Annotated in this window: 18 protein-coding genes and 4 tRNA genes; all 22 read left to right on the top strand. The window is 60.4% G+C overall.

Translation table 11 applies throughout. The features are described from left to right. Positions 1-213: 213 nt before the first annotated feature. The 22 genes from HV711_RS12055 to rplW all read left to right on the top strand — a co-directional run bounded on the left by HV711_RS12055 (position 214) and on the right by rplW (position 23203). Positions 214-299: transfer RNA gene (locus tag HV711_RS12055), tRNA-Tyr, on the top strand. 41 nt (positions 300-340) lie between these two features. Continuing rightward, positions 341-414 (top strand) — tRNA-Gly (locus HV711_RS12050). Positions 415-430: 16 nt separating this feature from the next. Then, a tRNA-Thr gene (locus HV711_RS12045) sits at positions 431-505 on the top strand. 63 nt (positions 506-568) lie between these two features. Next, positions 569-1759: an elongation factor Tu gene (gene tuf / locus HV711_RS12040; RefSeq protein WP_013340742.1), complete on the top strand. Its 1191-nt coding sequence runs from the start codon at positions 569-571 to the stop codon at positions 1757-1759. Between the two features lie 64 nt (positions 1760-1823). Further along, positions 1824-1899, top strand: a tRNA-Trp gene (locus HV711_RS12035). A gap of 36 nt (positions 1900-1935) precedes the next feature. Beyond that, positions 1936-2316, top strand: a complete 381-nt coding sequence (gene secE, locus HV711_RS12030) for a preprotein translocase subunit SecE (RefSeq protein WP_028362984.1) — start codon at positions 1936-1938, stop codon at positions 2314-2316. Position 2317: 1 nt separating this feature from the next. After that, the gene (gene nusG, locus HV711_RS12025; protein WP_007180147.1) at positions 2318-2875 is read left to right on the top strand and encodes a transcription termination/antitermination protein NusG; all 558 of its coding nucleotides are present in this window, start codon (positions 2318-2320) and stop codon (positions 2873-2875) included. A 161-nt stretch (positions 2876-3036) separates the two neighbouring features. Next, positions 3037-3468 (top strand): 50S ribosomal protein L11, encoded by a 432-nt coding sequence (rplK, locus tag HV711_RS12020; protein WP_013589839.1) that lies wholly within the window; start codon positions 3037-3039, stop codon positions 3466-3468. After that, positions 3469-4167, top strand: a complete 699-nt coding sequence (gene rplA / locus HV711_RS12015) for a 50S ribosomal protein L1 (RefSeq protein WP_013589838.1) — start codon at positions 3469-3471, stop codon at positions 4165-4167. Positions 4168-4466: 299 nt separating this feature from the next. Further along, on the top strand, positions 4467-4970 hold the full coding sequence (rplJ, locus tag HV711_RS12010; RefSeq protein WP_013340748.1) for a 50S ribosomal protein L10: 504 nt from the start codon (positions 4467-4469) through the stop codon (positions 4968-4970). A gap of 63 nt (positions 4971-5033) precedes the next feature. Continuing rightward, complete coding sequence (gene rplL, locus HV711_RS12005) at positions 5034-5411, top strand: 50S ribosomal protein L7/L12 (protein ID WP_013340747.1); 378 nt, start codon at positions 5034-5036, stop codon at positions 5409-5411. 381 nt (positions 5412-5792) lie between these two features. Further along, complete coding sequence (gene rpoB / locus HV711_RS12000) at positions 5793-9899, top strand: DNA-directed RNA polymerase subunit beta (protein WP_013589837.1); 4107 nt, start codon at positions 5793-5795, stop codon at positions 9897-9899. A gap of 21 nt (positions 9900-9920) precedes the next feature. After that, complete coding sequence (gene rpoC, locus HV711_RS11995; RefSeq protein WP_013340745.1) at positions 9921-14159, top strand: DNA-directed RNA polymerase subunit beta'; 4239 nt, start codon at positions 9921-9923, stop codon at positions 14157-14159. A gap of 224 nt (positions 14160-14383) precedes the next feature. Beyond that, positions 14384-16231 carry a DNA helicase RecQ gene (gene recQ, locus HV711_RS11990; RefSeq protein WP_013589836.1) on the top strand — a complete coding sequence of 616 codons (1848 nt, stop codon included), beginning with the start codon at positions 14384-14386 and terminating at the stop codon, positions 16229-16231. Positions 16232-16463: 232 nt separating this feature from the next. Further along, the gene (rpsL, locus tag HV711_RS11985) at positions 16464-16844 is read left to right on the top strand and encodes a 30S ribosomal protein S12 (protein WP_006053290.1); all 381 of its coding nucleotides are present in this window, start codon (positions 16464-16466) and stop codon (positions 16842-16844) included. A gap of 187 nt (positions 16845-17031) precedes the next feature. Next, positions 17032-17502: a 30S ribosomal protein S7 gene (rpsG, locus tag HV711_RS11980; RefSeq protein WP_006053291.1), complete on the top strand. Its 471-nt coding sequence runs from the start codon at positions 17032-17034 to the stop codon at positions 17500-17502. 132 nt (positions 17503-17634) lie between these two features. Then, positions 17635-19737, top strand: a complete 2103-nt coding sequence (gene fusA / locus HV711_RS11975) for an elongation factor G (RefSeq protein WP_013589835.1) — start codon at positions 17635-17637, stop codon at positions 19735-19737. Positions 19738-19783: 46 nt separating this feature from the next. Beyond that, positions 19784-20974 carry an elongation factor Tu gene (gene tuf / locus HV711_RS11970; protein ID WP_013340742.1) on the top strand — a complete coding sequence of 397 codons (1191 nt, stop codon included), beginning with the start codon at positions 19784-19786 and terminating at the stop codon, positions 20972-20974. A gap of 125 nt (positions 20975-21099) precedes the next feature. Next, positions 21100-21411 carry a 30S ribosomal protein S10 gene (gene rpsJ, locus HV711_RS11965; protein ID WP_006998489.1) on the top strand — a complete coding sequence of 104 codons (312 nt, stop codon included), beginning with the start codon at positions 21100-21102 and terminating at the stop codon, positions 21409-21411. Between the two features lie 201 nt (positions 21412-21612). Beyond that, positions 21613-22272, top strand: a complete 660-nt coding sequence (gene rplC, locus HV711_RS11960; RefSeq protein WP_013340741.1) for a 50S ribosomal protein L3 — start codon at positions 21613-21615, stop codon at positions 22270-22272. Beyond that, positions 22272-22892 carry a 50S ribosomal protein L4 gene (rplD, locus tag HV711_RS11955; RefSeq protein WP_008923346.1) on the top strand — a complete coding sequence of 207 codons (621 nt, stop codon included), beginning with the start codon at positions 22272-22274 and terminating at the stop codon, positions 22890-22892. The genes rplC and rplD overlap by 1 nt, the downstream gene beginning before the upstream one ends. Beyond that, positions 22889-23203, top strand: coding sequence for a 50S ribosomal protein L23 (gene rplW, locus HV711_RS11950; protein ID WP_007180135.1), 315 nt, complete (start codon positions 22889-22891; stop codon positions 23201-23203). Before rplD ends, rplW begins: the two co-directional genes overlap by 4 nt. The last annotated feature ends 2 nt before the right edge of the window (positions 23204-23205 follow it).

Here is a 23205-nt window from a genome sequence, read left to right as displayed (position 1 = left end):
ACTCCACGCCGATGATAGTGCGGATTACCCGTGTGAAAGTAGGTAATCGTCAGGCTCCCCACCACCGTCAGATACCCCACCCCGCAAAGGTGGGGTTTCTGCGTTTACGGCAGCACCGCAATCACTACCTATAAATGAGAGCGTTTGGGTTTGGAACAGCCGAGTAACTCTTGACATTCAGCGGTTGTTCCCCCATAATCATCAGTTCTCTGCGGAGGGGTGCCCGAGTGGCTAAAGGGGGCAGACTGTAAATCTGTTGGCTTACGCCTACGTTGGTTCGAATCCAACCTCCTCCACCAGAATGCAAGTTGTAGCAGTTGTTGGGAATCCATGGGTCCTTGCGGGTGTAGCTCAATGGTAGAGCAGAAGCCTTCCAAGCTTACGACGAGGGTTCGATTCCCTTCACCCGCTCCAGCCAAATAGAAGTAGCGCCCATGTGGCTCAGTGGTAGAGCACTCCCTTGGTAAGGGAGAGGTCGGCAGTTCGATCCTGCCCATGGGCACCAGAAGTACTCGGTGATTGTTTGCGCCCGGCGCAACGTACGGAAAAATCCTCTTAGGAGTCGAAAATGGCCAAGGGTAAGTTTGAGCGGACCAAGCCGCACGTGAACGTCGGCACGATCGGTCACGTTGACCACGGCAAGACCACGCTGACGGCAGCGATCACGACGGTTCTGACGCAGAAGTTCGGCGGCGAAGCGAAGGCATACGACCAGATCGACGCGGCGCCGGAAGAGAAGGCACGTGGCATCACGATCAACACCGCGCACGTCGAGTACGAAACGGCTAACCGCCACTACGCACACGTCGACTGCCCGGGCCACGCTGACTATGTGAAGAACATGATCACGGGCGCCGCGCAGATGGACGGCGCAATCCTGGTGTGCTCGGCCGCTGACGGCCCGATGCCGCAAACGCGTGAGCACATCCTGCTGGCGCGTCAGGTCGGTGTGCCGTACATCATCGTGTTCCTGAACAAGTGCGACATGGTGGACGACGCCGAGCTGCTGGAACTGGTCGAGATGGAAGTGCGCGAACTTCTGTCGAAGTACGACTTCCCGGGCGACGACACGCCGATCATCAAGGGTTCGGCCAAGCTGGCGCTGGAAGGCGACAAGGGCGAGCTGGGCGAAGTGGCGATCATGAACCTGGCCGACGCGCTGGACACGTACATCCCGACGCCGGAGCGCGCTGTGGACGGCACGTTCCTGATGCCGGTGGAAGACGTGTTCTCGATCTCGGGTCGCGGCACGGTGGTGACGGGTCGCGTTGAGCGCGGCGTCATCAAGGTCGGCGAGGAAATCGAAATCGTCGGTATCAAGCCGACGGTGAAGACGACCTGCACGGGCGTGGAAATGTTCCGCAAGCTGCTGGACCAGGGTCAGGCGGGCGACAACGTGGGTATCCTGCTGCGCGGCACGAAGCGCGAAGACGTGGAGCGTGGTCAGGTGCTGGCCAAGCCGGGTTCGATCAACCCGCACACGCACTTCACGGCTGAAGTGTACGTGCTGAGCAAGGACGAAGGCGGCCGTCACACGCCGTTCTTCAACAACTACCGTCCGCAGTTCTACTTCCGTACGACGGACGTGACGGGCTCGATCGAGCTGCCGAAGGACAAGGAAATGGTCATGCCGGGCGACAACGTGTCGATCACGGTGAAGCTGATCAACCCGATCGCGATGGAAGAAGGTCTGCGCTTCGCTATCCGCGAAGGCGGCCGTACCGTCGGCGCAGGTGTCGTTGCCAAGATTCTCGAGTAACGCCAGATAGTTCTCGTTAATCTGTAGTTTCGGGGTTGGCGGTGTCGTCAACCCCAAATGGTTTAGGGGTATAGCTCAACTGGCAGAGCGTCGGTCTCCAAAACCGAAGGTTGGGGGTTCGATTCCCTCTGCCCCTGCCAACTCTCGCGTCGTATGTGACGCTTCGTTAAGGTGTTATGGCGAATCCTTCCGTCGAAACTGTAAATACATCCGGCGACAAGCTGATGCTCGTCGCGGGCGTATTGCTGGTCTTGGCCGGGTTCGTGGGGTTCTTCTGGCTCAACGGTCAGGAATGGTACGTCCGCGGAGCCGCCTTGGCTGTTGGTGCAATCGCGGGTGTTGCAGTCGGTCTTCTCTCCGCGCCTGGCAAGGGTTTCATCGCTTTCGCCAAAGATTCGCACAAGGAAGTCCGCAAGGTTGTCTGGCCGACTCGTAAAGAGGCCACCCAGACGACGTTGGTCGTGTTCGGCTTCGTGTTCGTTATGGCGATCTTTCTTTGGGTGAGTGATAAATCCATCGAATGGGCGATTTTCTCGGTGATTCTGGGTTGGAAATGATATGAGCGATACTCCGGCATCTCCGAGCGGCAAACGCTGGTACGTCGTGCACGCCTACTCCGGTATGGAGAAGAGCGTGCAACGTGCGCTTCAGGAGCGCATCGAACGCGCTGGCATGCAAGACCAGTTTGGTCAAATCCTCGTTCCGACTGAAGAAGTGGTCGAGGTGAAAGGTGGTCACAAGTCGGTGACCGAGCGTCGTTTCTTCCCTGGCTACGTGCTGGTGGAAATGGAAATGACCGACGAGACGTGGCACCTCGTGAAGAACACGGCGAAGGTCACTGGCTTCGTTGGTGGTGCACGTAACCGCCCGAGTCCGATTTCTCCGCGTGAAGTCGAGAAGATCATGTCGCAGATGCAGGAAGGCGTGGAAAAACCGCGCCCGAAGACCCTGTTCGAAGTAGGCGAGATGGTGCGGGTGAAGGACGGTCCGTTTACGGATTTCAACGGCAGCGTCGAAGAAGTCAACTACGAAAAGTCGCGTGTCCGTGTTTCCGTTACGATTTTCGGCCGCGCAACGCCGGTCGAGCTGGAATTCGGCCAAGTCGAGAAGTTGTAATTCAGAATTTTACGCGGCGCGCCATTTGGCGCGTTTCGTACTTCGCGCTTACGGTCCGCGTAATGGCCGTTGAGGAGCGTAACTAGTCGAATTTCGACGAACGCGCGCTACTACTCACTGAACGTCTGCTCGCAACGCGGCGTTCCAAAGAGGTTTTCAACATGGCAAAGAAAATCATTGGCTTTATCAAGCTGCAGATTCCTGCAGGTAAAGCCAACCCGTCGCCGCCGGTCGGTCCGGCACTGGGCCAGCGCGGCCTGAACATCATGGAGTTCTGCAAGGCGTTTAACGCGCAGACCCAAGCACTGGAACCGGGTCTGCCGATTCCCGTCGTGATCACCGCGTTCGCTGACAAGAGCTTCACGTTCGTCCTCAAGACGCCGCCGGCAACGGTCCTGATCAAGAAGGCAGCTAAGGTCGACAAGGGTTCGAGCAAGCCGCACACCGACAAGGTCGGCAAGATTACCCGCGCTCAAGCTGAAGACATCGCCAAGACCAAGATGCCCGATCTGACGGCAGCTGATCTGGACGCAGCGGTTCGTACGATCGCTGGTAGCGCCCGCTCGATGGGCATCACCGTGGAGGGCGTGTAAATGGCTAAGCTTTCTAAGCGTCTGCAAGCATTTGCAGCAAAGGTTGACCGTCAGAAGCTGTACCCGATCGACGACGCACTGTCGCTCGTGAAGGAATGCGCAAGCGCCAAGTTCGACGAGTCGATCGACGTGGCCGTGCAGCTCGGCATCGATGCAAAGAAGTCGGACCAGGTGGTCCGTGGTTCGGTCGTTCTGCCTGCAGGTACCGGTAAGTCGGTCCGCGTCGCTGTGTTCGCGCAAGGCGAAAAGGCTGAGCAGGCTCGTGCAGCCGGCGCTGAAGTCGTCGGTATGGAAGACCTGGCTGAACAGGTCAAAGCCGGCAATCTGGACTTCGATATCGTGATCGCTTCCCCGGACACGATGCGCGTTGTCGGTACGCTCGGTCAGATCCTTGGCCCGCGCGGCCTGATGCCGAACCCGAAGGTCGGCACGGTCACGCCGGACGTCGCGACTGCAGTCAAGAACGCCAAGGCAGGTCAGGTGCAATTCCGCGTCGACAAGGCCGGTATCATCCACGCCACCATCGGACGTGCTTCGTTCGAGCCGACGGCTCTGCGCAGCAACCTGAGCGCGCTCATCGACGCGCTGCAGAAGGCCAAGCCGGCGACCAGCAAGGGTGTCTACCTGCGCAAGGTCGCTCTGTCGAGCACGATGGGCGTCGGCGTTCGCGTCGACCAGGCATCGCTCTCGGCGCAGTAAGTAATTCATCGCCTCGGCGAAAGCCGAGGTGGTTTATGGGCTTTGGGCGGTTGTGCGGTGGCAGTTGCATCGCGCAGCCGGTTGTCAAAGACCGTTGGCGGGCACGCAGCAGGTAGGCGAGCCCTTAATGCAAAGCCAACGCAGATGGCGAACCCGAAAAAGTTTTGTAGTGATGAAGCCGGTTGACGCTCGCAGCAATGCGGGTGTCGGGCGGTCGAAATACTCCTGACTGGTCGGACGCCGTTATTGAACGCGGTACACAAGGCGCACGCCGCGTGTATCGAATCTGGAGGTTAACCGTGCCACTCAACAAAGAAAGCAAGCAGGCCGTCGTCGCTGAGGTTGCCGCGCAAGTCGCGAAAGCCCAGACCGTGGTTCTGGCTGAGTATCGTGGGATCACGGTTGGCGATCTGACCAAGCTGCGCGCGAAAGCGCGTGAGCAGCAGGTTTATCTTCGCGTGTTGAAGAACACGCTGGCGCGTCGCGCTGTCGAAGGTACCCCGTTTGCTCCGCTGGCAGAGCAGATGACTGGCCCCCTGATCTACGGCATCTCGGAAGATGCAATTGCTGCTGCCAAGGTCGTCAACGACTTCAGCAAGAGCAATGACAAGTTGGTCATCAAGGCTGGCGCCTACGAAGGCAACGTGATGGACAAGGCAGGCGTGCAAGCGCTGGCCAACATCCCGAGCCGCGAGGAACTGCTCTCCAAGCTGTTGTTCGTTATGCAAGCACCTGTTTCTGGCTTCGCGCGCGCTCTGGCCGCGCTGGCAGAGAAGAAACAAGGCGAAGAATCCGCTGCGTAATGCACTTCAGCCGAGCGTAATTGATCGCTAGCTGTATCCGAATTCAATTTAGGAGTATTTCAAATGGCAATCGCAAAAGAAGACATCCTCGAAGCCGTAGGCTCGATGTCGGTTCTGGAACTGAACGAGCTGGTTAAGGCGTTCGAAGAAAAGTTTGGCGTGTCGGCAGCTGCTGTTGCAGTGGCAGGCCCGGCAGGTGCAGGCGGCGGCGCTGCTGCAGCTGAAGAGCAAACCGAATTCACGGTCAACCTGGTTGACGTCGGCGCGAACAAGGTTTCCGTCATTAAGGCAGTTCGTGAACTGACGGGTCTCGGCCTGAAGGAAGCGAAGGACCTGGTCGACGGCGCACCGAAGCCCGTTAAGGAATCGGTGCCGAAGGCTGCTGCTGAAGAAGCCAAGAAGAAGCTGGAAGAAGCCGGCGCGAAGGCTGAAATCAAGTAAGTTTCAGCGCGCTGTGCGAAGGCTGGCGGTTTTTCACCGCCGGCCTTTTTGTGCTTTGTGGGGGACGCGTTTTTGCATTGCTGTCCGGCAGGAATGCGACTCCCAGAAGCCAAAGAAAATCGCCTATCGGCAACATTGACCGGCGCTTCTCTTTGTCTTCTGAAGCGACTGCAGAAGGCAAGTTTGGTCGGGTAGCGGCTCAAGTCCCAGATGCGACACGCATCCGCTACCGTCAGCCAGCGGTTGGTAGAGGCCAACCACCAAGCTTCTAGGCTCGTTCAAGCCATCGGACGGCCATCGGGTCTCAGTCGGTGAACACTCGGGTTGTCTCATCAAGGTATCCTGCCTCGACAACAATGCCCGCCGTGATTCGGAGATCGTATGCAATATTCCTTCACCGAGAAGAAGCGTATTCGCAAGAGTTTTGCGAAGCGCCCCATCGTTCACCAAGTACCTTTCCTGCTGGCTACCCAGCTTGAATCATTCAGCACGTTTCTGCAAGCAGATACGCCGTCTACGCAGCGCAAGCCGGAAGGCCTGCAGGCTGCGTTTACATCCGTTTTCCCGATCGTTTCGCACAACGGGTTCGCACGCCTCGAGTTCGTCAGCTACATGCTGTCGCCGCCGGCATTCAACATCAAGGAATGTCAGCAGCGCGGTTTGACCTACTGCTCGGCGCTGCGCGCCAAAGTGCGTCTGGTACTGCTCGATAAAGAATCGCCGAGCAAGCCGGTCGTCAAGGAAGTGAAGGAACAGGAAGTGTACATGGGCGAAATTCCGCTCATGACGCCGACGGGTTCGTTCGTCATTAACGGCACGGAGCGCGTGATCGTTTCGCAGCTGCACCGTTCGCCTGGCGTGTTCTTCGAGCACGACAAGGGCAAGACGCACAGCTCGGGCAAGCTCCTGTTCTCCGCACGTATCATTCCTTACCGCGGTTCGTGGCTCGACTTCGAGTTCGACCCGAAGGACGTGCTGTACTTCCGCGTCGACCGCCGCCGCAAGATGCCGGTCACGATCCTGCTGAAGGCAATCGGCCTCACGCCGGAACAGATCCTCGCAAACTTCTTCGTGTTCGATAACTTCACGCTGATGCCCGAAGGCGCGCAGATGGAGTTCGTGCCGGAGCGTCTGCGTGGCGAAGTCGCGCGTTTCGACATTACCGACCGCGACGGCAACGTGATCGTCCAGAAGGACAAGCGGATCAACGCGAAGCACATCCGCGACCTGGACAACGCGAAGACCAAGTTCATCTCGGTTCCGGAAGACTATCTGCTCGGCCGCGTGCTGGCGAAGAACGTCGTCGACGGCGACACCGGTGAAGTCATCGCGAATGCGAACGACGAAATCACGGAAACCGTCCTCGAAAAGCTGCGCGAAGCGAAGATCAAGGACATCCAGACGCTTTATACGAACGATCTGGACCAGGGTCCGTACATCTCCTCCACGCTGCGTATCGACGAAACCGCCGACAAGATGGCCGCGCGCATCGCGATCTACCGCATGATGCGCCCGGGCGAGCCGCCGACCGAAGAAGCGGTCGAGGCGCTGTTCAACCGCCTGTTCTACAGCGAAGACGCATACGACCTGTCCAAGGTGGGTCGTATGAAGTTCAATCGTCGCGTGGGTCGCGACGAGATCGTCGGCCCAATGACGCTGCAGGACGACGACATCCTCGCCACGATCAAGATTCTGGTCGAGCTGCGTAACGGCAAGGGCGAAGTCGACGACATCGACCACCTCGGCAATCGCCGTGTGCGTTGCGTCGGCGAACTGGCGGAGAATCAGTTCCGCGCCGGTCTGGTGCGCGTGGAACGGGCTGTGAAGGAACGCCTCGGCCAGGCCGAAAGCGAAAACCTGATGCCGCACGACCTGATCAACTCGAAGCCGATTTCGTCGGCGATTCGCGAGTTCTTCGGTTCGTCGCAGCTGTCGCAGTTCATGGACCAGACCAACCCGCTGTCGGAAATTACCCACAAGCGCCGTGTTTCGGCACTGGGCCCGGGTGGTTTGACGCGTGAGCGCGCAGGCTTCGAAGTGCGCGACGTGCATCCTACGCATTACGGCCGCGTCTGCCCGATTGAAACGCCTGAAGGTCCGAACATCGGCCTGATCAACTCGCTCGCGCTGTACGCGCACCTGAACGAATACGGCTTCCTCGAAACGCCGTATCGCAAGGTCGTGGACGGCAAGGTGACGGACCAGATCGACTATCTGTCGGCGATCGAAGAAGGCCGTTACGTGATCGCGCAGGCGAACGCGGCGGTGGCTGAAGACGGCACGCTGACCGACGAACTGGTGTCGTCGCGTGAAGCGGGCGAAACGCTGATGGTCACGCCGGACCGCATCCAGTACATGGACGTGGCGCCGTCGCAGATCGTCTCGGTGGCTGCATCGCTGATTCCGTTCCTCGAGCACGACGACGCGAACCGCGCATTGATGGGCTCGAACATGCAGCGTCAGGCAGTGCCGTGTCTGCGTCCCGAAAAGGCCGTGGTCGGTACCGGTATCGAGCGCACGGTGGCGGTCGACTCGGGCACGACGGTTCAGGCGTTCCGCGGCGGCGTGGTCGACTACGTCGACGCGGGCCGTATCGTGATTCGCGTGAACGACGAAGAAGCGGTGGCTGGCGACGTCGGCGTCGACATCTACAACCTGATCAAGTACACGCGTTCGAACCAGAACACGAACATCAACCAGCGTCCGATCGTGAAGGTCGGCGACAAGGTTTCGCGCGGCGACGTGCTGGCTGACGGCGCATCCACGGACCTCGGCGAACTGGCGCTCGGCCAGAACATGCTGGTCGCGTTCATGCCGTGGAACGGCTACAACTTCGAAGACTCGATCCTGATCTCGGAGAAGGTGGTGGCCGACGACCGTTACACGTCGATCCACATCGAAGAACTGAACGTCGTGGCTCGCGACACGAAGCTCGGACCGGAAGAAATCACGCGCGACATCTCGAACCTGGCTGAAGTGCAACTCGGCCGTCTCGACGAGTCGGGCATCGTCTACATCGGCGCGGAAGTCGAAGCAGGCGACGTGCTGGTCGGCAAGGTCACGCCCAAGGGCGAAACCCAGCTGACGCCGGAAGAGAAGCTGCTGCGCGCAATCTTCGGCGAGAAGGCTTCGGACGTGAAGGACACCTCGCTGCGCGTGCCGTCGGGCATGAGCGGCACGGTGATCGACGTCCAGGTGTTCACGCGCGAAGGCATTCAGCGCGACAAGCGCGCGCAACAGATTATCGACGACGAACTGAAGCGCTATCGTCTCGACCTGAACGACCAGCTGCGCATCGTGGAAGGCGACGCGTTCCAGCGTCTCGCGCGCATGCTGACGGGCAAGGTCGCGAACGGCGGTCCAAAGAAGCTCGCGAAGGGCACGAAGATCGAACAGGCTTACCTGGAAGATCTCGATCATTACCACTGGTTCGACATCCGCCTCGCGGACGAAGAAGCAGCGGCGCAGCTCGAAGCGATCAAGGATTCGATCGAACAGAAGCGTCACCAGTTCGACCTGGCGTTCGAAGAAAAGCGCAAGAAGCTCACGCAAGGCGACGAACTGCCGCCGGGCGTGCTGAAGATGGTCAAGGTGTATCTGGCAGTCAAGCGCCGTCTGCAGCCTGGCGACAAGATGGCAGGCCGTCACGGTAACAAGGGTGTCGTGTCGAAGATCGTGCCGATCGAAGACATGCCGTACATGGCCGACGGCCGTCCGGCTGACGTCGTTCTGAACCCGCTCGGCGTGCCGTCGCGGATGAACGTGGGTCAGGTTCTCGAAGTGCATCTGGGCTGGGCCGCGAAGGGTCTCGGCTGGCGTATCGGCGAAATGCTGCAGCGTCAGGCGAAGATCGAAGAACTGCGCGAGTTCCTGACCAAGATCTACAACGAGTCGGGCCGCGCCGAAGAGCTGGACAGCTTCACCGACGAGGAGATCGTCGAACTGGCGAAGAACCTGCGCGAAGGCGTGCCGTTCGCGACGCCGGTGTTCGACGGTGCGACGGAAGAGGAAATGTCGCGCGCGCTGGATCTGGCGTTCCCGGACGACATCGCGCAGAACCTCGGCATGACGCCGTCGAAGAATCAGGTGCGTCTGTACGACGGCCGCACGGGCGAAATGTTCGAACGTACGGTGACGGTCGGCTACATGCACTACCTGAAGCTGCACCACCTGGTCGACGACAAGATGCACGCGCGTTCCACGGGCCCGTACTCGCTCGTGACGCAGCAGCCGTTGGGCGGGAAGGCGCAGTTCGGTGGCCAGCGTTTCGGTGAAATGGAAGTGTGGGCGCTCGAAGCGTACGGCGCATCGTACGTGCTGCAAGAAATGCTGACGGTGAAGTCGGACGACGTGACGGGCCGGACCAAGGTGTACGAGAACCTGGTCAAGGGCGATCACGTGATCGATGCTGGCATGCCGGAGTCCTTCAACGTGTTGGTGAAGGAAATCCGCTCGCTCGGTATCGATATCGACCTCGACCGCAACTAATCGGACTACTGGAGAGAAGCGATGAAAGCTTTGCTCGATCTATTCAAGCAAGTCCAACAACCTGAAGTTTTTGACGCAATCAAGATCGGTCTGGCCTCGCCGGACAAGATCCGTTCGTGGTCGTTCGGTGAAGTGAAGAAGCCGGAAACCATCAACTACCGGACGTTCAAGCCGGAGCGCGATGGTCTGTTCTGCGCGAAGATTTTCGGCCCGATCAAAGACTACGAATGCCTTTGCGGCAAGTACAAGCGCCTGAAGCATCGCGGCGTGATCTGCGAGAAGTGCGGCGTGGAAGTGACGCTCGCCAAGGTGCGTCGCGAACGGATGGGCCACATCGAACTGGCCTCGCCGGTTGCGCACATCTGGTTCCTGAAGTCGCTGCCGTCGCGTCTGGGCATGGTGCTCGACATGACGCTGCGCGACATCGAGCGCGTGCTGTACTTCGAAGCCTATGTGGTGATCGACCCGGGCATGACGCCGCTGAAAGCGCGCCAGATCATGACCGAAGAGGATTACTACAACAAGGTCGAAGAGTACGGTGACGAATTCCGTGCCGAGATGGGCGCGGAAGGCGTTCGCGAGCTGCTGCGCGCAATCAACATCGACGAACAGGTCGAACTGCTGCGCACCGAACTCAAGAACACGGGCTCTGAAGCGAAGATCAAGAAGTACGCGAAGCGCCTGAAGGTGCTCGAGGCTTTCCAGCGTTCGGGCATCAAGCCTGACTGGATGGTGCTCGAAGTGCTGCCGGTGCTGCCGCCGGAACTGCGCCCGCTCGTGCCGCTCGACGGCGGCCGTTTCGCGACATCGGACCTGAACGACCTGTATCGCCGCGTGATCAACCGTAACAACCGGTTGAAGCGTCTGCTCGAGCTGAAGGCGCCTGAAATCATCGTCCGCAACGAAAAGCGGATGCTGCAGGAAGCCGTCGACTCGCTGCTCGACAACGGTCGCCGCGGTAAGGCCATGACCGGCGCGAACAAGCGTCCGCTGAAGTCGCTCGCTGACATGATCAAGGGTAAGGGCGGCCGTTTCCGTCAGAACCTGCTCGGTAAGCGTGTGGACTACTCGGGCCGTTCGGTCATCGTGGTCGGCCCGACGCTCAAGCTGCATCAGTGCGGTCTGCCGAAGCTCATGGCGCTCGAACTGTTCAAGCCGTTCATCTTCAACAAGCTCGAAGTGATGGGTGTTGCAACCACCATCAAGGCTGCGAAGAAGGAAGTGGAGAACCAGACGCCGGTGGTGTGGGACATCCTCGAAGAGGTGATCCGCGAGCATCCGGTCATGCTGAACCGTGCGCCGACGCTGCACCGTCTCGGCATTCAGGCTTTCGAGCCGGTGCTGATCGAAGGCAAGGCAATCCAGCTGCACCCGCTCGTTTGCGCGGCGTTCAACGCCGACTTCGACGGTGACCAGATGGCTGTTCACGTGCCGCTGTCGCTCGAAGCGCAGATGGAAGCGCGAACGCTGATGCTGGCGTCGAACAACGTGCTGTTCCCGGCGAACGGCGATCCGTCGATCGTGCCGTCGCAGGATATCGTGCTGGGTCTGTACTACGCGACCCGTGAAGCAGTGAACGGCAAGGGCGAAGGCCTGTCGTTCACCGGCGTCTCGGAAGTGCTGCGTGCCTACGAGAACAAGGAAGTCGAGCTCGCCTCGCGCGTCAACGTGCGGATCACCGAAATGGTCCACAACGAAGACAAGTCGGAAGGCGCGCCGGCGTTCGTGCCGAAGGTCACGCTGTACGCAACGACCGTCGGCCGCGCGATCCTGTCGGAGATTCTGCCGCCGGGCCTGCCGTTCTCGGTGCTGAACAAGCCGCTGAAGAAGAAGGAAATCTCGCGTCTCATCAACACGGCGTTCCGCAAGTGCGGTCTGCGCGAAACGGTGATTTTCGCCGACCAGTTGATGCAGTCCGGTTTCCGTCTGGCAACGCGCGCGGGTATTTCGATCTGCGTGGACGACATGCTCGTGCCGCCGCAGAAGGAAACCATCGTCGGCGACGCCGCGAAGAAGGTGAAGGAATACGACCGTCAGTACATGTCGGGTCTCGTCACGTCGCAAGAGCGCTACAACAACGTGGTCGACATCTGGTCGGCAACGTCGGAAGCGGTCGGCAAGGCGATGATGGAGCAGCTGTCCACGGAACCGGTCATCGACCGCGACGGCAACGAAACGCGTCAGGAGTCGTTCAACTCCATCTACATGATGGCGGACTCGGGCGCGCGTGGTTCGGCGGTGCAGATTCGTCAGCTGGCCGGTATGCGCGGCCTGATGGCGAAGCCGGACGGCTCCATTATCGAGACGCCGATTACCGCGAACTTCCGCGAAGGTCTGAACGTGTTGCAGTACTTCATCTCGACCCACGGCGCACGTAAGGGTCTGGCTGATACGGCACTGAAGACGGCGAACTCCGGTTACCTGACGCGTCGTCTCGTCGACGTGACGCAGGATCTGGTGGTGGTCGAGGACGATTGCGGCACGTCGCAAGGCGTGGCCATGAAGGCGCTGGTCGAAGGCGGTGAAGTCGTCGAAGCACTGCGTGACCGTATTCTCGGTCGCGTGGCGGTGGCCGACGTCGTCAATCCGGAATCGCAGGAAACGCTGTACGAAGCGGGCACGTTGCTCGACGAAGACGCGGTCGAGGAAATCGAACGCCTCGGTATCGACGAAGTGCGCGTGCGTACGCCGCTCACCTGCGAAACGCGCTACGGTCTGTGCGCAGCCTGCTACGGCCGCGACCTGGGCCGCGGCTCGCTCGTGAACGTCGGTGAGGCGGTCGGTGTGATCGCCGCTCAGTCGATCGGTGAGCCGGGCACGCAGCTGACCATGCGTACGTTCCACATCGGTGGCGCGGCATCGCGTGCGGCAGTCGCTTCGTCGGTTGAAGCGAAGTCGAACGGTACGGTGCGTTTCACGTCCACGATGCGTTACGTCACCAACGCGAAGGGCGAGCAGATCGTCATCTCGCGTTCGGGCGAAGCCATGATCACCGACGACCACGGTCGCGAGCGCGAACGTCACAAGGTGCCGTACGGCGCGACGCTGTTGCAACTGGACGGCGCGCAGATCAAGGCCGGCACGCAGCTGGCGACGTGGGACCCGATGACGCGTCCGATCATCACCGAATACGGTGGCACGGTGAAGTTCGAAAACGTCGAAGAAGGCGTGACCGTGGCGAAGCAGATCGACGACGTGACGGGTCTGTCCACGCTGGTCGTGATCGACGTGAAGCGCCGCGGTTCGCAGGCGTCCAAGACGGTGCGTCCGCAGGTCAAGCTGCTCGACGCGAACGGCGAGGAAGTCAAGATCCCGAACACCGAGCACTCGGTGCAGATCGGCTTCCAGGTCGGCGCGCTGATCACCGTGAAGGACGGTCAGCAGGTGCAGGTGGGTGAAGTGCTCGCACGTATCCCGACCGAATCGCAGAAGACGCGTGACATTACCGGCGGTCTGCCGCGTGTGGCGGAACTGTTCGAAGCACGTTCGCCGAAGGACGCAGGTATCCTGGCGGAAGTCACGGGTACGACGTCATTCGGTAAGGACACGAAGGGCAAGCAGCGTCTCGTTATCACGGACCTCGAGGGCAACCAGCACGAGTTCCTGATCGCGAAGGAAAAGCAGGTTCTGGTGCACGATGGTCAGGTCGTCAACAAGGGCGAAATGATCGTGGACGGGCCGGCCGATCCGCACGACATCCTGCGTCTGCAGGGCGTCGAGGCGCTGTCGCGCTACATCGTGGACGAAGTGCAGGACGTGTACCGTCTGCAAGGCGTGAAGATCAACGACAAGCACATTGAAGTGATTGTTCGTCAGATGCTGCGCCGCGTGCAGATCACGGACAACGGCGATACGCGCTTCATTCCGGGCGAACAGGTCGAGCGTTCGGATATGCTCGACGAAAACGACCGCATGATCGCGGAAGACAAGCGTCCGGCAACGTACGAAAACGTCTTGCTCGGTATCACGAAGGCGTCGCTGTCCACCGACTCGTTCATCTCCGCGGCGTCGTTCCAGGAAACGACCCGCGTGCTGACCGAAGCGGCGATCATGGGCAAGCGCGACGACCTGCGCGGTCTGAAGGAAAACGTGATCGTCGGCCGTCTGATTCCGGCCGGTACGGGTCTCGCGTTCCACAAGGCGCGCAAGAGCAAGGAGCTATCCGACCGCGAGCGTTTCGACCAGATCGCAGCGGAAGAGTCGTTCGAGTTCGGCACGCCGGAAACCCCGGCCGCCGAACAGCAACACTCCGGCGAGTAAGCTCAGCCGGTATGTCGGGGCGGCGCAAGCCGCCTCGGCTCACCCGCCAGCAAAGCCGCCCAGTTTCGACTGGGCGGCTTTTTTTGTGCGTCGCTTTTTACTGCCCATTGCCCGTTTTTGCCGATTCGTAGGCCGGATGGCTAACGTTGTTGCAAAGCGCGGGCGCAACCCGAATGGGTTGGTAAAATTCCTGTCACCCGCTTTACGCCGCATCTCTCAAATTCATGTCCCGTCCGCTCGAAATCCTCAACGAAGTCTTTGGCTACCCCGCGTTCAGAGGACAACAAGGCGAAATTGTCGAGCACGTCGCCGGGGGCGGCGACTGTCTTGTGCTGATGCCGACGGGCGGCGGCAAATCGCTGTGTTATCAGATACCGTCGCTCGTGCGCCGCGAGCGCGGCTTTGGCACGGGTATTGTGGTCTCCCCGCTGATCGCGCTCATGCAGGATCAGGTGGCGGCGCTGACCGAAGTCGGCGTGCGCGCTGCGTATCTGAACTCCACGCTGTCGAGCGCCGAGGCCATGGCGACCGAGCGTGCGTTGCGCGACGGCGACATCGATCTCCTGTATGTCGCGCCGGAACGGCTGATGACGCCGCGCTTCCAGGAATTGCTGGAGCGCACGCGCATTGGCCTGTTCGCCATCGACGAGGCGCATTGCGTGTCGCAATGGGGGCACGACTTCCGGCCCGAATATATTCAGTTGTCGGTGTTGCACGAGCGCTTTCCCAATGTGCCGCGCATTGCACTGACGGCCACCGCGGACGCGATCACGCGCGACGAGATCATCCACCGTCTCGCGCTGGACGACGCGCGCATCTTCGTCTCCAGTTTCGACCGGCCGAATATTCGCTACCGGATTGTCGAAAAGGACAACGCGCGCACGCAGCTGCTCGACTTCATTCGCGCGGAGCACACGCGCGCGGACGGCACGACCGACGCCGGCGTTGTCTATTGCCTGTCGCGGCGCAAGGTCGAGGAAACCGCCGAGTGGCTGAAGGAAAAAGGCATGCGCGCGCTGCCGTATCACGCGGGCATGGAATTCGAGACGCGCCAGAAACATCAGGAAATGTTTCAGCGCGAGGAAGGCATCGTCATGTGCGCGACGATTGCGTTCGGCATGGGCATCGACAAGCCGGACGTGCGCTTTGTCGCTCACCTCGATTTGCCGAAGAGCGTCGAAGGCTATTACCAGGAAACGGGCCGGGCGGGGCGCGACGGCATGCCGTCCAACGCGTGGATGGCCTACGGGCTCGGCGACGTCGTCCAGCAGCGCAAGATGATCGACGAGTCCGACGCCGACGACGCGCACAAGCGCGTCCAGACGGGCAAGCTCGACGCGTTGCTCGGGCTCTGCGAAGCGGCGACGTGCCGGCGCGTGCGGCTTCTCGCGTACTTCGGCGAAGCGAGCAAGCCGTGCGGCAACTGCGACAACTGCCTCGAGCCGCCCGCCACGTGGGACGCGACGCGTGAGGCGCAGATGGCGCTTTCCTGTGTGTTCCGCGCGCAGCGGGCGAGCGGTTTCAATTTCGGCGCGGGCCATCTGATCGACATTTTGCGCGGCAATCGCAGCGAGAAAATCCTGCAGCGCGGTCATGAAAAGCTGACCACCTTCGGCATCGGCGCCGCGCTCGGCGAGCCGGAGTGGCGCGCGGTGTTTCGGCAGCTCGTGGCATTCGGCTACCTGACGGTCGATCACGAAGGCTTCGGCTCGCTCGTTCTCACCGAGGCGAGCAAGCCCGTGTTGAAAGGCGAGCAAAGCGTGACCATGCGCCGCTACGTGAAGCCCACCCGGACCCGCCAGTCGTCCGGGCGGACCAGTGAACGCGCGGATCCGACGCTCGGCATGGGTCCCCGCGAACGGGCACGCTGGGAGCGGCTGCGCGCGTGGCGCACGGAAACCGCGAAAAGCGACGGCGTGCCGGCGTATGTCATTTTCCACGACGCCACACTGGCCGAGATCGCGCGCAACGGCCCCGATTCGATCGAGGATCTGCGCGGCATTCCGGGCATGGGCGCGCGCAAGCTCGACCGTTTCGGCGAGGAACTGCTGGAAGTCGTCGCCGCGGATTGAAGCGGCCGCCTTCGCCCGCGAGGTGCGCAGGTCTGCGAAACATTGCAACCTGTTGACTCGCTTAGTGTTTTCGGAATATTATGCTAGGTTCCGGTTCTTGGGATGCTTGCGCGCGGGTGCTGTCCGTGTGTTCGTAGTCCAGATTGGATTCAAGCCGGAAGTTCGATGCGCAGTCGTTTTCGCTTTGCCCGAAAACATATGCGTCGATTTTGTTCAATTTCAGGAATAAACAATGCCAACCATCAATCAACTGGTTCGCAAAGGCCGCACGTCGGAAACGACGAAGAGCAAGTCGCCGGCCCTGCAGGACTGCCCCCAGCGTCGCGGCGTGTGCACCCGTGTGTACACCACGACGCCGAAGAAGCCGAACTCGGCACTCCGTAAGGTTGCAAAGGTGCGCCTCACGAACGGCTTCGAAGTCATTTCGTACATCGGTGGTGAAGGCCACAACCTGCAGGAACACTCGGTCGTGCTGATTCGCGGCGGCCGTGTGAAGGACTTGCCGGGTGTGCGTTACCACATGGTTCGCGGCTCGCTGGATACCCAGGGCGTCAAGGATCGTAAGCAGGCTCGCTCGAAGTACGGTGCGAAGCGCGCCAAGGCCGGCAAGTAAGCAGTCGGTCAGCAGTTCAGGTCGCCTGCAAAGGCGGTATTAGCGGTGGTGCCGGAATCGCCGGTGCTGTCGAGTAAGTGGTCACCCGACCAGGCTGGTAAGTCGTCAGAGATGAATCGGGTTAGTTGGTGGCCGCGGGGCTAGATGGGTTCAACCCAGCTCCAACTGAAAAGTTAAAGGAAGAAACATGCCGCGTCGTCGCGAAGTCCCCAAGCGGGAAGTGTTGCCGGATCCGAAGTTCGGTAACGTTGATGTAGCTAAGTTCATGAACGTGCTGATGCTCTCCGGCAAGAAGTCGGTTGCCGAGCGCATCGTGTACGGCGCTTTCGAACAGATCCAGACCAAGGGTGGCAAGGACCCGCTGGAAGTGTTCACGGTAGCGCTCAACAACGTCAAGCCGGTGGTCGAAGTGAAGAGCCGCCGCGTTGGTGGTGCGAACTATCAGGTTCCGGTCGAAGTGCGCCCGTCGCGTCGTATGGCATTGGCGATGCGTTGGCTGCGTGAAGCCGCGAAGAAGCGCAGCGAGAAGTCGATGGCCCTGCGTCTGGCAGGTGAACTCTCCGAAGCGGCCGAAGGCCGTGGCGGCGCAATGAAGAAGCGCGACGAAGTTCACCGGATGGCAGAAGCCAACAAGGCGTTCTCGCACTTCCGTTTCTAAGCTTCCCGAACCCGGGTTAGCAGCAAAAACGGAAAGAAATTCCGGGCGGGTGCGCTTACAAAGCGCCTCGCCCGTTTGTGTTACAGCGCGATGGGTATTTCTCGCATCGCGTCATCCCCATAGAGGATCAAAGTGGCTCGCAAGACACCTATCGAGCGCTACCGTAACATCGGTATTAGCGCTCACATCGACGCCGGCAAAACGACGACGACCGAGCGCATCCTGTTCTACACCGGCGTGAACCACAAGATTGGTGAAGTGCACGACGGCGCCGCCACCATGGACTGGATGGAGCAGGAGCAGGAACGCGGCATCACGATTACGTCGGCTGCTACGACGGCGTTCTGGAAAGGCATGGCCGGCGACCGCGCCGAGCACCGCATCAACATCATCGACACCCCGGGCCACGTCGACTTCACGATTGAAGTCGAGCGCTCCATGCGCGTGCTCGACGGCGCCTGCATGGTCTACTGCGCAGTGGGCGGCGTGCAGCCGCAGTCGGAAACCGTGTGGCGTCAGGCTAACAAGTACAAGGTTCCCCGTCTCGCGTTCATCAACAAGATGGACCGTACCGGCGCGAACTTCTTCAAGGTTTACGACCAGCTGAAGCTGCGTCTGAAGGCCAACCCGGTTCCGGTCGTGGTGCCTATCGGCGCGGAAGAAAACTTCACGGGCGTTGTCGACCTGATGAAGATGAAGGCGATCATTTGGGACGACGCGTCCCAGGGCACCAAGTTCTCGTACGAAGACATCCCGGCTGAGCTGGTCGATTCGTGCAACGAATGGCGCGAAAAGATGATCGAAGCGGCCGCCGAGTCGAGCGAAGAGCTGATGAACAAGTACCTGGAAGAGGGCGAGCTCTCCGAAGCGGAAATCATCAAGGGCCTGCGCGACCGTACCATCGCTTGCGAAATCCAGCCGATGCTGTGCGGCACCGCGTTCAAGAACAAGGGCGTGCAGCGCATGCTCGACGCCGTTCTGGACTTCCTGCCGTCGCCGATCGACATTCCGCCGGTTACGGGCGAACTGGAAAGCGGTGAAAAGGCTGAGCGCCGCGCTGCCGACGACGAAAAGTTCTCGGCACTGGCGTTCAAGATCATGACCGACCCGTTCGTCGGCCAGCTGATCTTCTTCCGGGTGTACTCGGGCGTCGTCAATTCGGGCGACACGGTGCTGAACGCGACCAAGGACAAGAAGGAGCGTCTCGGCCGTATTCTGCAGATGCACGCGAACCAGCGCGAAGAAATCAAGGAAGTGCGCGCAGGCGACATCGCCGCAGCAGTCGGTCTGAAGGAAGCGACCACGGGCGACACGCTGTGCGATCCGCAAAACCCGATCGTGCTCGAGCGCATGATTTTCCCGGAGCCGGTGATTTCGCAGGCTGTCGAGCCGAAGACGAAGGCTGACCAGGAAAAGATGGGCCTGGCGCTGAATCGCCTGGCTCAGGAAGATCCGTCGTTCCGCGTTCAAACGGACGAAGAATCGGGTCAAACCATCATTTCGGGTATGGGCGAGCTCCACCTCGAAATTCTGGTCGACCGGATGAAGCGTGAATTCGGCGTGGAAGCCACGGTCGGCAAGCCGCAAGTGGCTTACCGCGAAACCATCCGCAGCACGGCGGCTGACGTCGACGGCAAGTTCGTCAAGCAGTCGGGCGGCCGCGGTCAGTATGGTCACGCAGTGATCACGCTGGAGCCGAACGAGCAGGGCAAGGGTTACGAGTTCCTCGACGAGATCAAGGGCGGCGTGATTCCGCGTGAATACATCCCGGCAGTCGACAAGGGTATCCAGGAAACGCTGAAGGCAGGCGTGCTGGCGGGCTTCCCGGTCGTTGACGTGAAGGTTCACCTGACGTTCGGTTCGTACCACGACGTCGACTCGAACGAAAATGCGTTCCGCATGGCCGGTTCGATGGCGTTCAAGGAAGCAATGCGCAAGGCAAACCCGGTCATCCTCGAACCGATGATGGCTGTGGAAGTCGAAACGCCGGAAGACTACATGGGCAACGTGATGGGCGACCTGTCGGGCCGTCGCGGTATCGTCCAGGGCATGGAAGACATGGTGGGCGGCGGCAAGATCGTTCGCGCCGAAGTGCCGCTGTCGGAAATGTTCGGCTACTCGACGTCGCTGCGTTCGCTGACCCAAGGTCGTGCAACGTACACGATGGAGTTCAAGCACTACGCTGAAGCACCGCGTAACGTGTCGGAAGCGATCATCAACGCCAAGTCGAAGTAATCGCGCGGCAAGTCATTAACGATTAACTTTTTGAAAGAAGAGAAACATGGCTAAAGGTAAATTCGAACGGACCAAGCCGCACGTGAACGTCGGCACGATCGGTCACGTTGACCACGGCAAGACCACGCTGACGGCAGCGATCACGACGGTTCTGACGCAGAAGTTCGGCGGCGAAGCGAAGGCATACGACCAGATCGACGCGGCGCCGGAAGAGAAGGCACGTGGCATCACGATCAACACCGCGCACGTCGAGTACGAAACGGCTAACCGCCACTACGCACACGTCGACTGCCCGGGCCACGCTGACTATGTGAAGAACATGATCACGGGCGCCGCGCAGATGGACGGCGCAATCCTGGTGTGCTCGGCCGCTGACGGCCCGATGCCGCAAACGCGTGAGCACATCCTGCTGGCGCGTCAGGTCGGTGTGCCGTACATCATCGTGTTCCTGAACAAGTGCGACATGGTGGACGACGCCGAGCTGCTGGAACTGGTCGAGATGGAAGTGCGCGAACTTCTGTCGAAGTACGACTTCCCGGGCGACGACACGCCGATCATCAAGGGTTCGGCCAAGCTGGCGCTGGAAGGCGACAAGGGCGAGCTGGGCGAAGTGGCGATCATGAACCTGGCCGACGCGCTGGACACGTACATCCCGACGCCGGAGCGCGCTGTGGACGGCACGTTCCTGATGCCGGTGGAAGACGTGTTCTCGATCTCGGGTCGCGGCACGGTGGTGACGGGTCGCGTTGAGCGCGGCGTCATCAAGGTCGGCGAGGAAATCGAAATCGTCGGTATCAAGCCGACGGTGAAGACGACCTGCACGGGCGTGGAAATGTTCCGCAAGCTGCTGGACCAGGGTCAGGCGGGCGACAACGTGGGTATCCTGCTGCGCGGCACGAAGCGCGAAGACGTGGAGCGTGGTCAGGTGCTGGCCAAGCCGGGTTCGATCAACCCGCACACGCACTTCACGGCTGAAGTGTACGTGCTGAGCAAGGACGAAGGCGGCCGTCACACGCCGTTCTTCAACAACTACCGTCCGCAGTTCTACTTCCGTACGACGGACGTGACGGGCTCGATCGAGCTGCCGAAGGACAAGGAAATGGTCATGCCGGGCGACAACGTGTCGATCACGGTGAAGCTGATCAACCCGATCGCGATGGAAGAAGGTCTGCGCTTCGCTATCCGCGAAGGCGGCCGTACCGTCGGCGCAGGTGTCGTTGCCAAGATTCTCGAGTAAAATCGCGGATTCACTTGCAGTAAGTGGTGCCCGGAGCCGGGCGCCCGCCCCAGATGGGCATCCGGCTCTACGTTCTTTTACTATCTGGCGGCGCAATACCGCCTCGCTCTTTCCAAGGAATTGTCATGCAGAACCAGAAAATCCGTATTCGCCTGAAGGCTTTCGACTATCGCCTGATCGACCAGTCGGCTGCTGAAATCGTCGACACGGCGAAGCGGACTGGCGCAATCGTTCGTGGCCCGGTACCCCTGCCCACCCGTATTCAACGCTTCGACATCCTGCGTTCGCCGCACGTCAACAAGACGTCGCGCGATCAGCTCGAAATCCGTACGCATCAGCGTCTGATGGACATCGTCGATCCGACGGACAAGACCGTCGACGCGCTGATGAAGCTCGACCTGCCGGCTGGCGTGGACGTCGAAATCAAGCTGCAATAAGGCTCCCAGCGGTTGCCGAGCTTGGCCGGCAACGCTAAGTCTTTGATTGCTTGCGGAAAACGAAAAGCCTCGCTATAATGCAAGGCTTTTCGCGCATTTGCGCAAAAAAGTCGGTGTGCTGCAGCGTGGTTTCACGCCCGAAACGGCACCGGCATTTTGTAAATTAGCCCCGACCAATCGCAGTCGGGAATGGAGAAAACGATGAGCCTTGGACTCGTAGGTCGCAAGGTTGGCATGACCCGTATCTTCACGGCTGAAGGGGATTCGATTCCCGTTACCGTGCTGGACGTGTCCGACAACCGCGTGACGCAGATCAAGACTGTTGAAACCGACGGCTACACCGCCGTGCAGGTTGCATTCGGTACGCGCCGTGCATCGCGCGTGACGAAGCCGTTGGCCGGTCATCTCGCCAAAGCCGGCGTTCAAGCCGGTGAAATCCTCAAAGAATTCCAGATCGACGCCGCTAAGGCAGCCGAGTTGTCGAACGGCGCCGTGGTCGGTCCCGACCTGTTCGAAGTGGGCCAGAAGGTCGACGTGCAAGGCGTGTCGATCGGTAAGGGCTACGCCGGTACCATCAAGCGTTACAACTTCGCATCCGGCCGTGCATCGCACGGTAACTCGCGCTCGCACAACGTGCCGGGTTCGATCGGTATGGCGCAAGATCCGGGTCGTGTTTTCCCGGGTAAGCGCATGACCGGTCACATGGGTGACGAAACGGTAACGGTGCAAAACCTCGAAATCGCTCGTATCGACGCTGACCGCAAGCTGTTGCTGGTCAAGGGCGCCGTTCCGGGTGCGAAGGGTGGCAAGGTATTCGTTACGCCGGCCGTGAAGACGCGTGCCGTGAAAGGAGCGAAATAATGGAACTTAAGCTCCTGAATGCCAATGGTCAGGAAGGTGCAGGCGTTAGCGCGTCGGACGTCGTGTTCGGCCGTGACTACAACGAAGCCCTGATTCACCAGGTCGTGGTGGCGTATCAAGCGAATGCCCGCAGCGGCAACCGCGCGCAGAAGGACCGTGAGCAAGTCAAGCACACGACCAAGAAGCCGTGGCGTCAGAAGGGTACGGGCCGCGCCCGTGCCGGTATGTCGTCGAGCCCGTTGTGGCGCGGCGGTGGCCGGATCTTCCCGAATTCGCCGGAAGAAAACTTTTCGCACAAGGTCAACAAGAAGATGCATCGCGCAGGTCTGTGCTCGATCTTCTCGCAGCTGGCCCGCGAAGGCCGCATCTCGGTGGTCGACGAGCTGACGCTCGAAGCACCGAAGACCAAGCTGCTGGCCGAAAAATTCAAGGCGATGGGTCTCGACTCTGTGCTGGTGATTACCGACACGGTTGACGAAAACCTGTACCTCGCGTCGCGCAACCTCGCCCACGTGGCGGTTGTCGAGCCGCGTTACGCCGACCCGCTGTCGCTGATCTACTTCAAGAAGGTCCTGATCACGAAGGCTGCGGTCGCCCAGATCGAGGAGTTGCTGTCATGAGCGAGATTCGCAAAAACGATCATCGTTTGATGCAGGTCCTGCTCGCGCCGGTGATCTCCGAAAAGGCGACGCTGGTGGCCGACAAGAACGAGCAAGTCGTGTTCGAAGTCGCGCCCGATGCCACGAAGCAGGAAGTGAAAGCTGCAGTCGAGCTGCTGTTCAAGGTGGAAGTCAATTCCGTCAACGTGCTGGTCTCGAAGGGCAAAGCCAAGCGCTTTGGCCGCTTCATGGGCAAGCGCAAGGACGTGAAGAAGGCGTACGTCTGCCTGAAGCCCGGCCAGGAAATCAACTTTGAAGCGGAGGCCAAGTAATC

The sequence above is a fragment of the Paraburkholderia phenoliruptrix genome (assembly GCF_902859825.1).
GTDB classification, from domain to species: domain Bacteria; phylum Pseudomonadota; class Gammaproteobacteria; order Burkholderiales; family Burkholderiaceae; genus Paraburkholderia; species Paraburkholderia phenoliruptrix.
Note: the sequence above shows the minus strand (reverse complement) of the source record. Positions and strands in the feature narration are given on the sequence as shown.

Coding starts and splice junctions, on each gene's coding strand:
- rplC (WP_013340741.1), top strand. CDS start 21,613: ATGAGCCTTGGACTCGTAGGTCGCAAGGTTGGCATGACCCGTATCTTC.
- tuf (WP_013340742.1), top strand. CDS start 19,784: ATGGCTAAAGGTAAATTCGAACGGACCAAGCCGCACGTGAACGTCGGC.
- rpoC (WP_013340745.1), top strand. CDS start 9,921: ATGAAAGCTTTGCTCGATCTATTCAAGCAAGTCCAACAACCTGAAGTT.
- rplA (WP_013589838.1), top strand. CDS start 3,469: ATGGCTAAGCTTTCTAAGCGTCTGCAAGCATTTGCAGCAAAGGTTGAC.
- recQ (WP_013589836.1), top strand. CDS start 14,384: ATGTCCCGTCCGCTCGAAATCCTCAACGAAGTCTTTGGCTACCCCGCG.
- nusG (WP_007180147.1), top strand. CDS start 2,318: ATGAGCGATACTCCGGCATCTCCGAGCGGCAAACGCTGGTACGTCGTG.
- rpoB (WP_013589837.1), top strand. CDS start 5,793: ATGCAATATTCCTTCACCGAGAAGAAGCGTATTCGCAAGAGTTTTGCG.
- rplK (WP_013589839.1), top strand. CDS start 3,037: ATGGCAAAGAAAATCATTGGCTTTATCAAGCTGCAGATTCCTGCAGGT.
- secE (WP_028362984.1), top strand. CDS start 1,936: ATGGCGAATCCTTCCGTCGAAACTGTAAATACATCCGGCGACAAGCTG.
- rpsJ (WP_006998489.1), top strand. CDS start 21,100: ATGCAGAACCAGAAAATCCGTATTCGCCTGAAGGCTTTCGACTATCGC.
- rplD (WP_008923346.1), top strand. CDS start 22,272: ATGGAACTTAAGCTCCTGAATGCCAATGGTCAGGAAGGTGCAGGCGTT.
- rpsG (WP_006053291.1), top strand. CDS start 17,032: ATGCCGCGTCGTCGCGAAGTCCCCAAGCGGGAAGTGTTGCCGGATCCG.
- tuf (WP_013340742.1), top strand. CDS start 569: ATGGCCAAGGGTAAGTTTGAGCGGACCAAGCCGCACGTGAACGTCGGC.
- rpsL (WP_006053290.1), top strand. CDS start 16,464: ATGCCAACCATCAATCAACTGGTTCGCAAAGGCCGCACGTCGGAAACG.
- rplL (WP_013340747.1), top strand. CDS start 5,034: ATGGCAATCGCAAAAGAAGACATCCTCGAAGCCGTAGGCTCGATGTCG.
- rplW (WP_007180135.1), top strand. CDS start 22,889: ATGAGCGAGATTCGCAAAAACGATCATCGTTTGATGCAGGTCCTGCTC.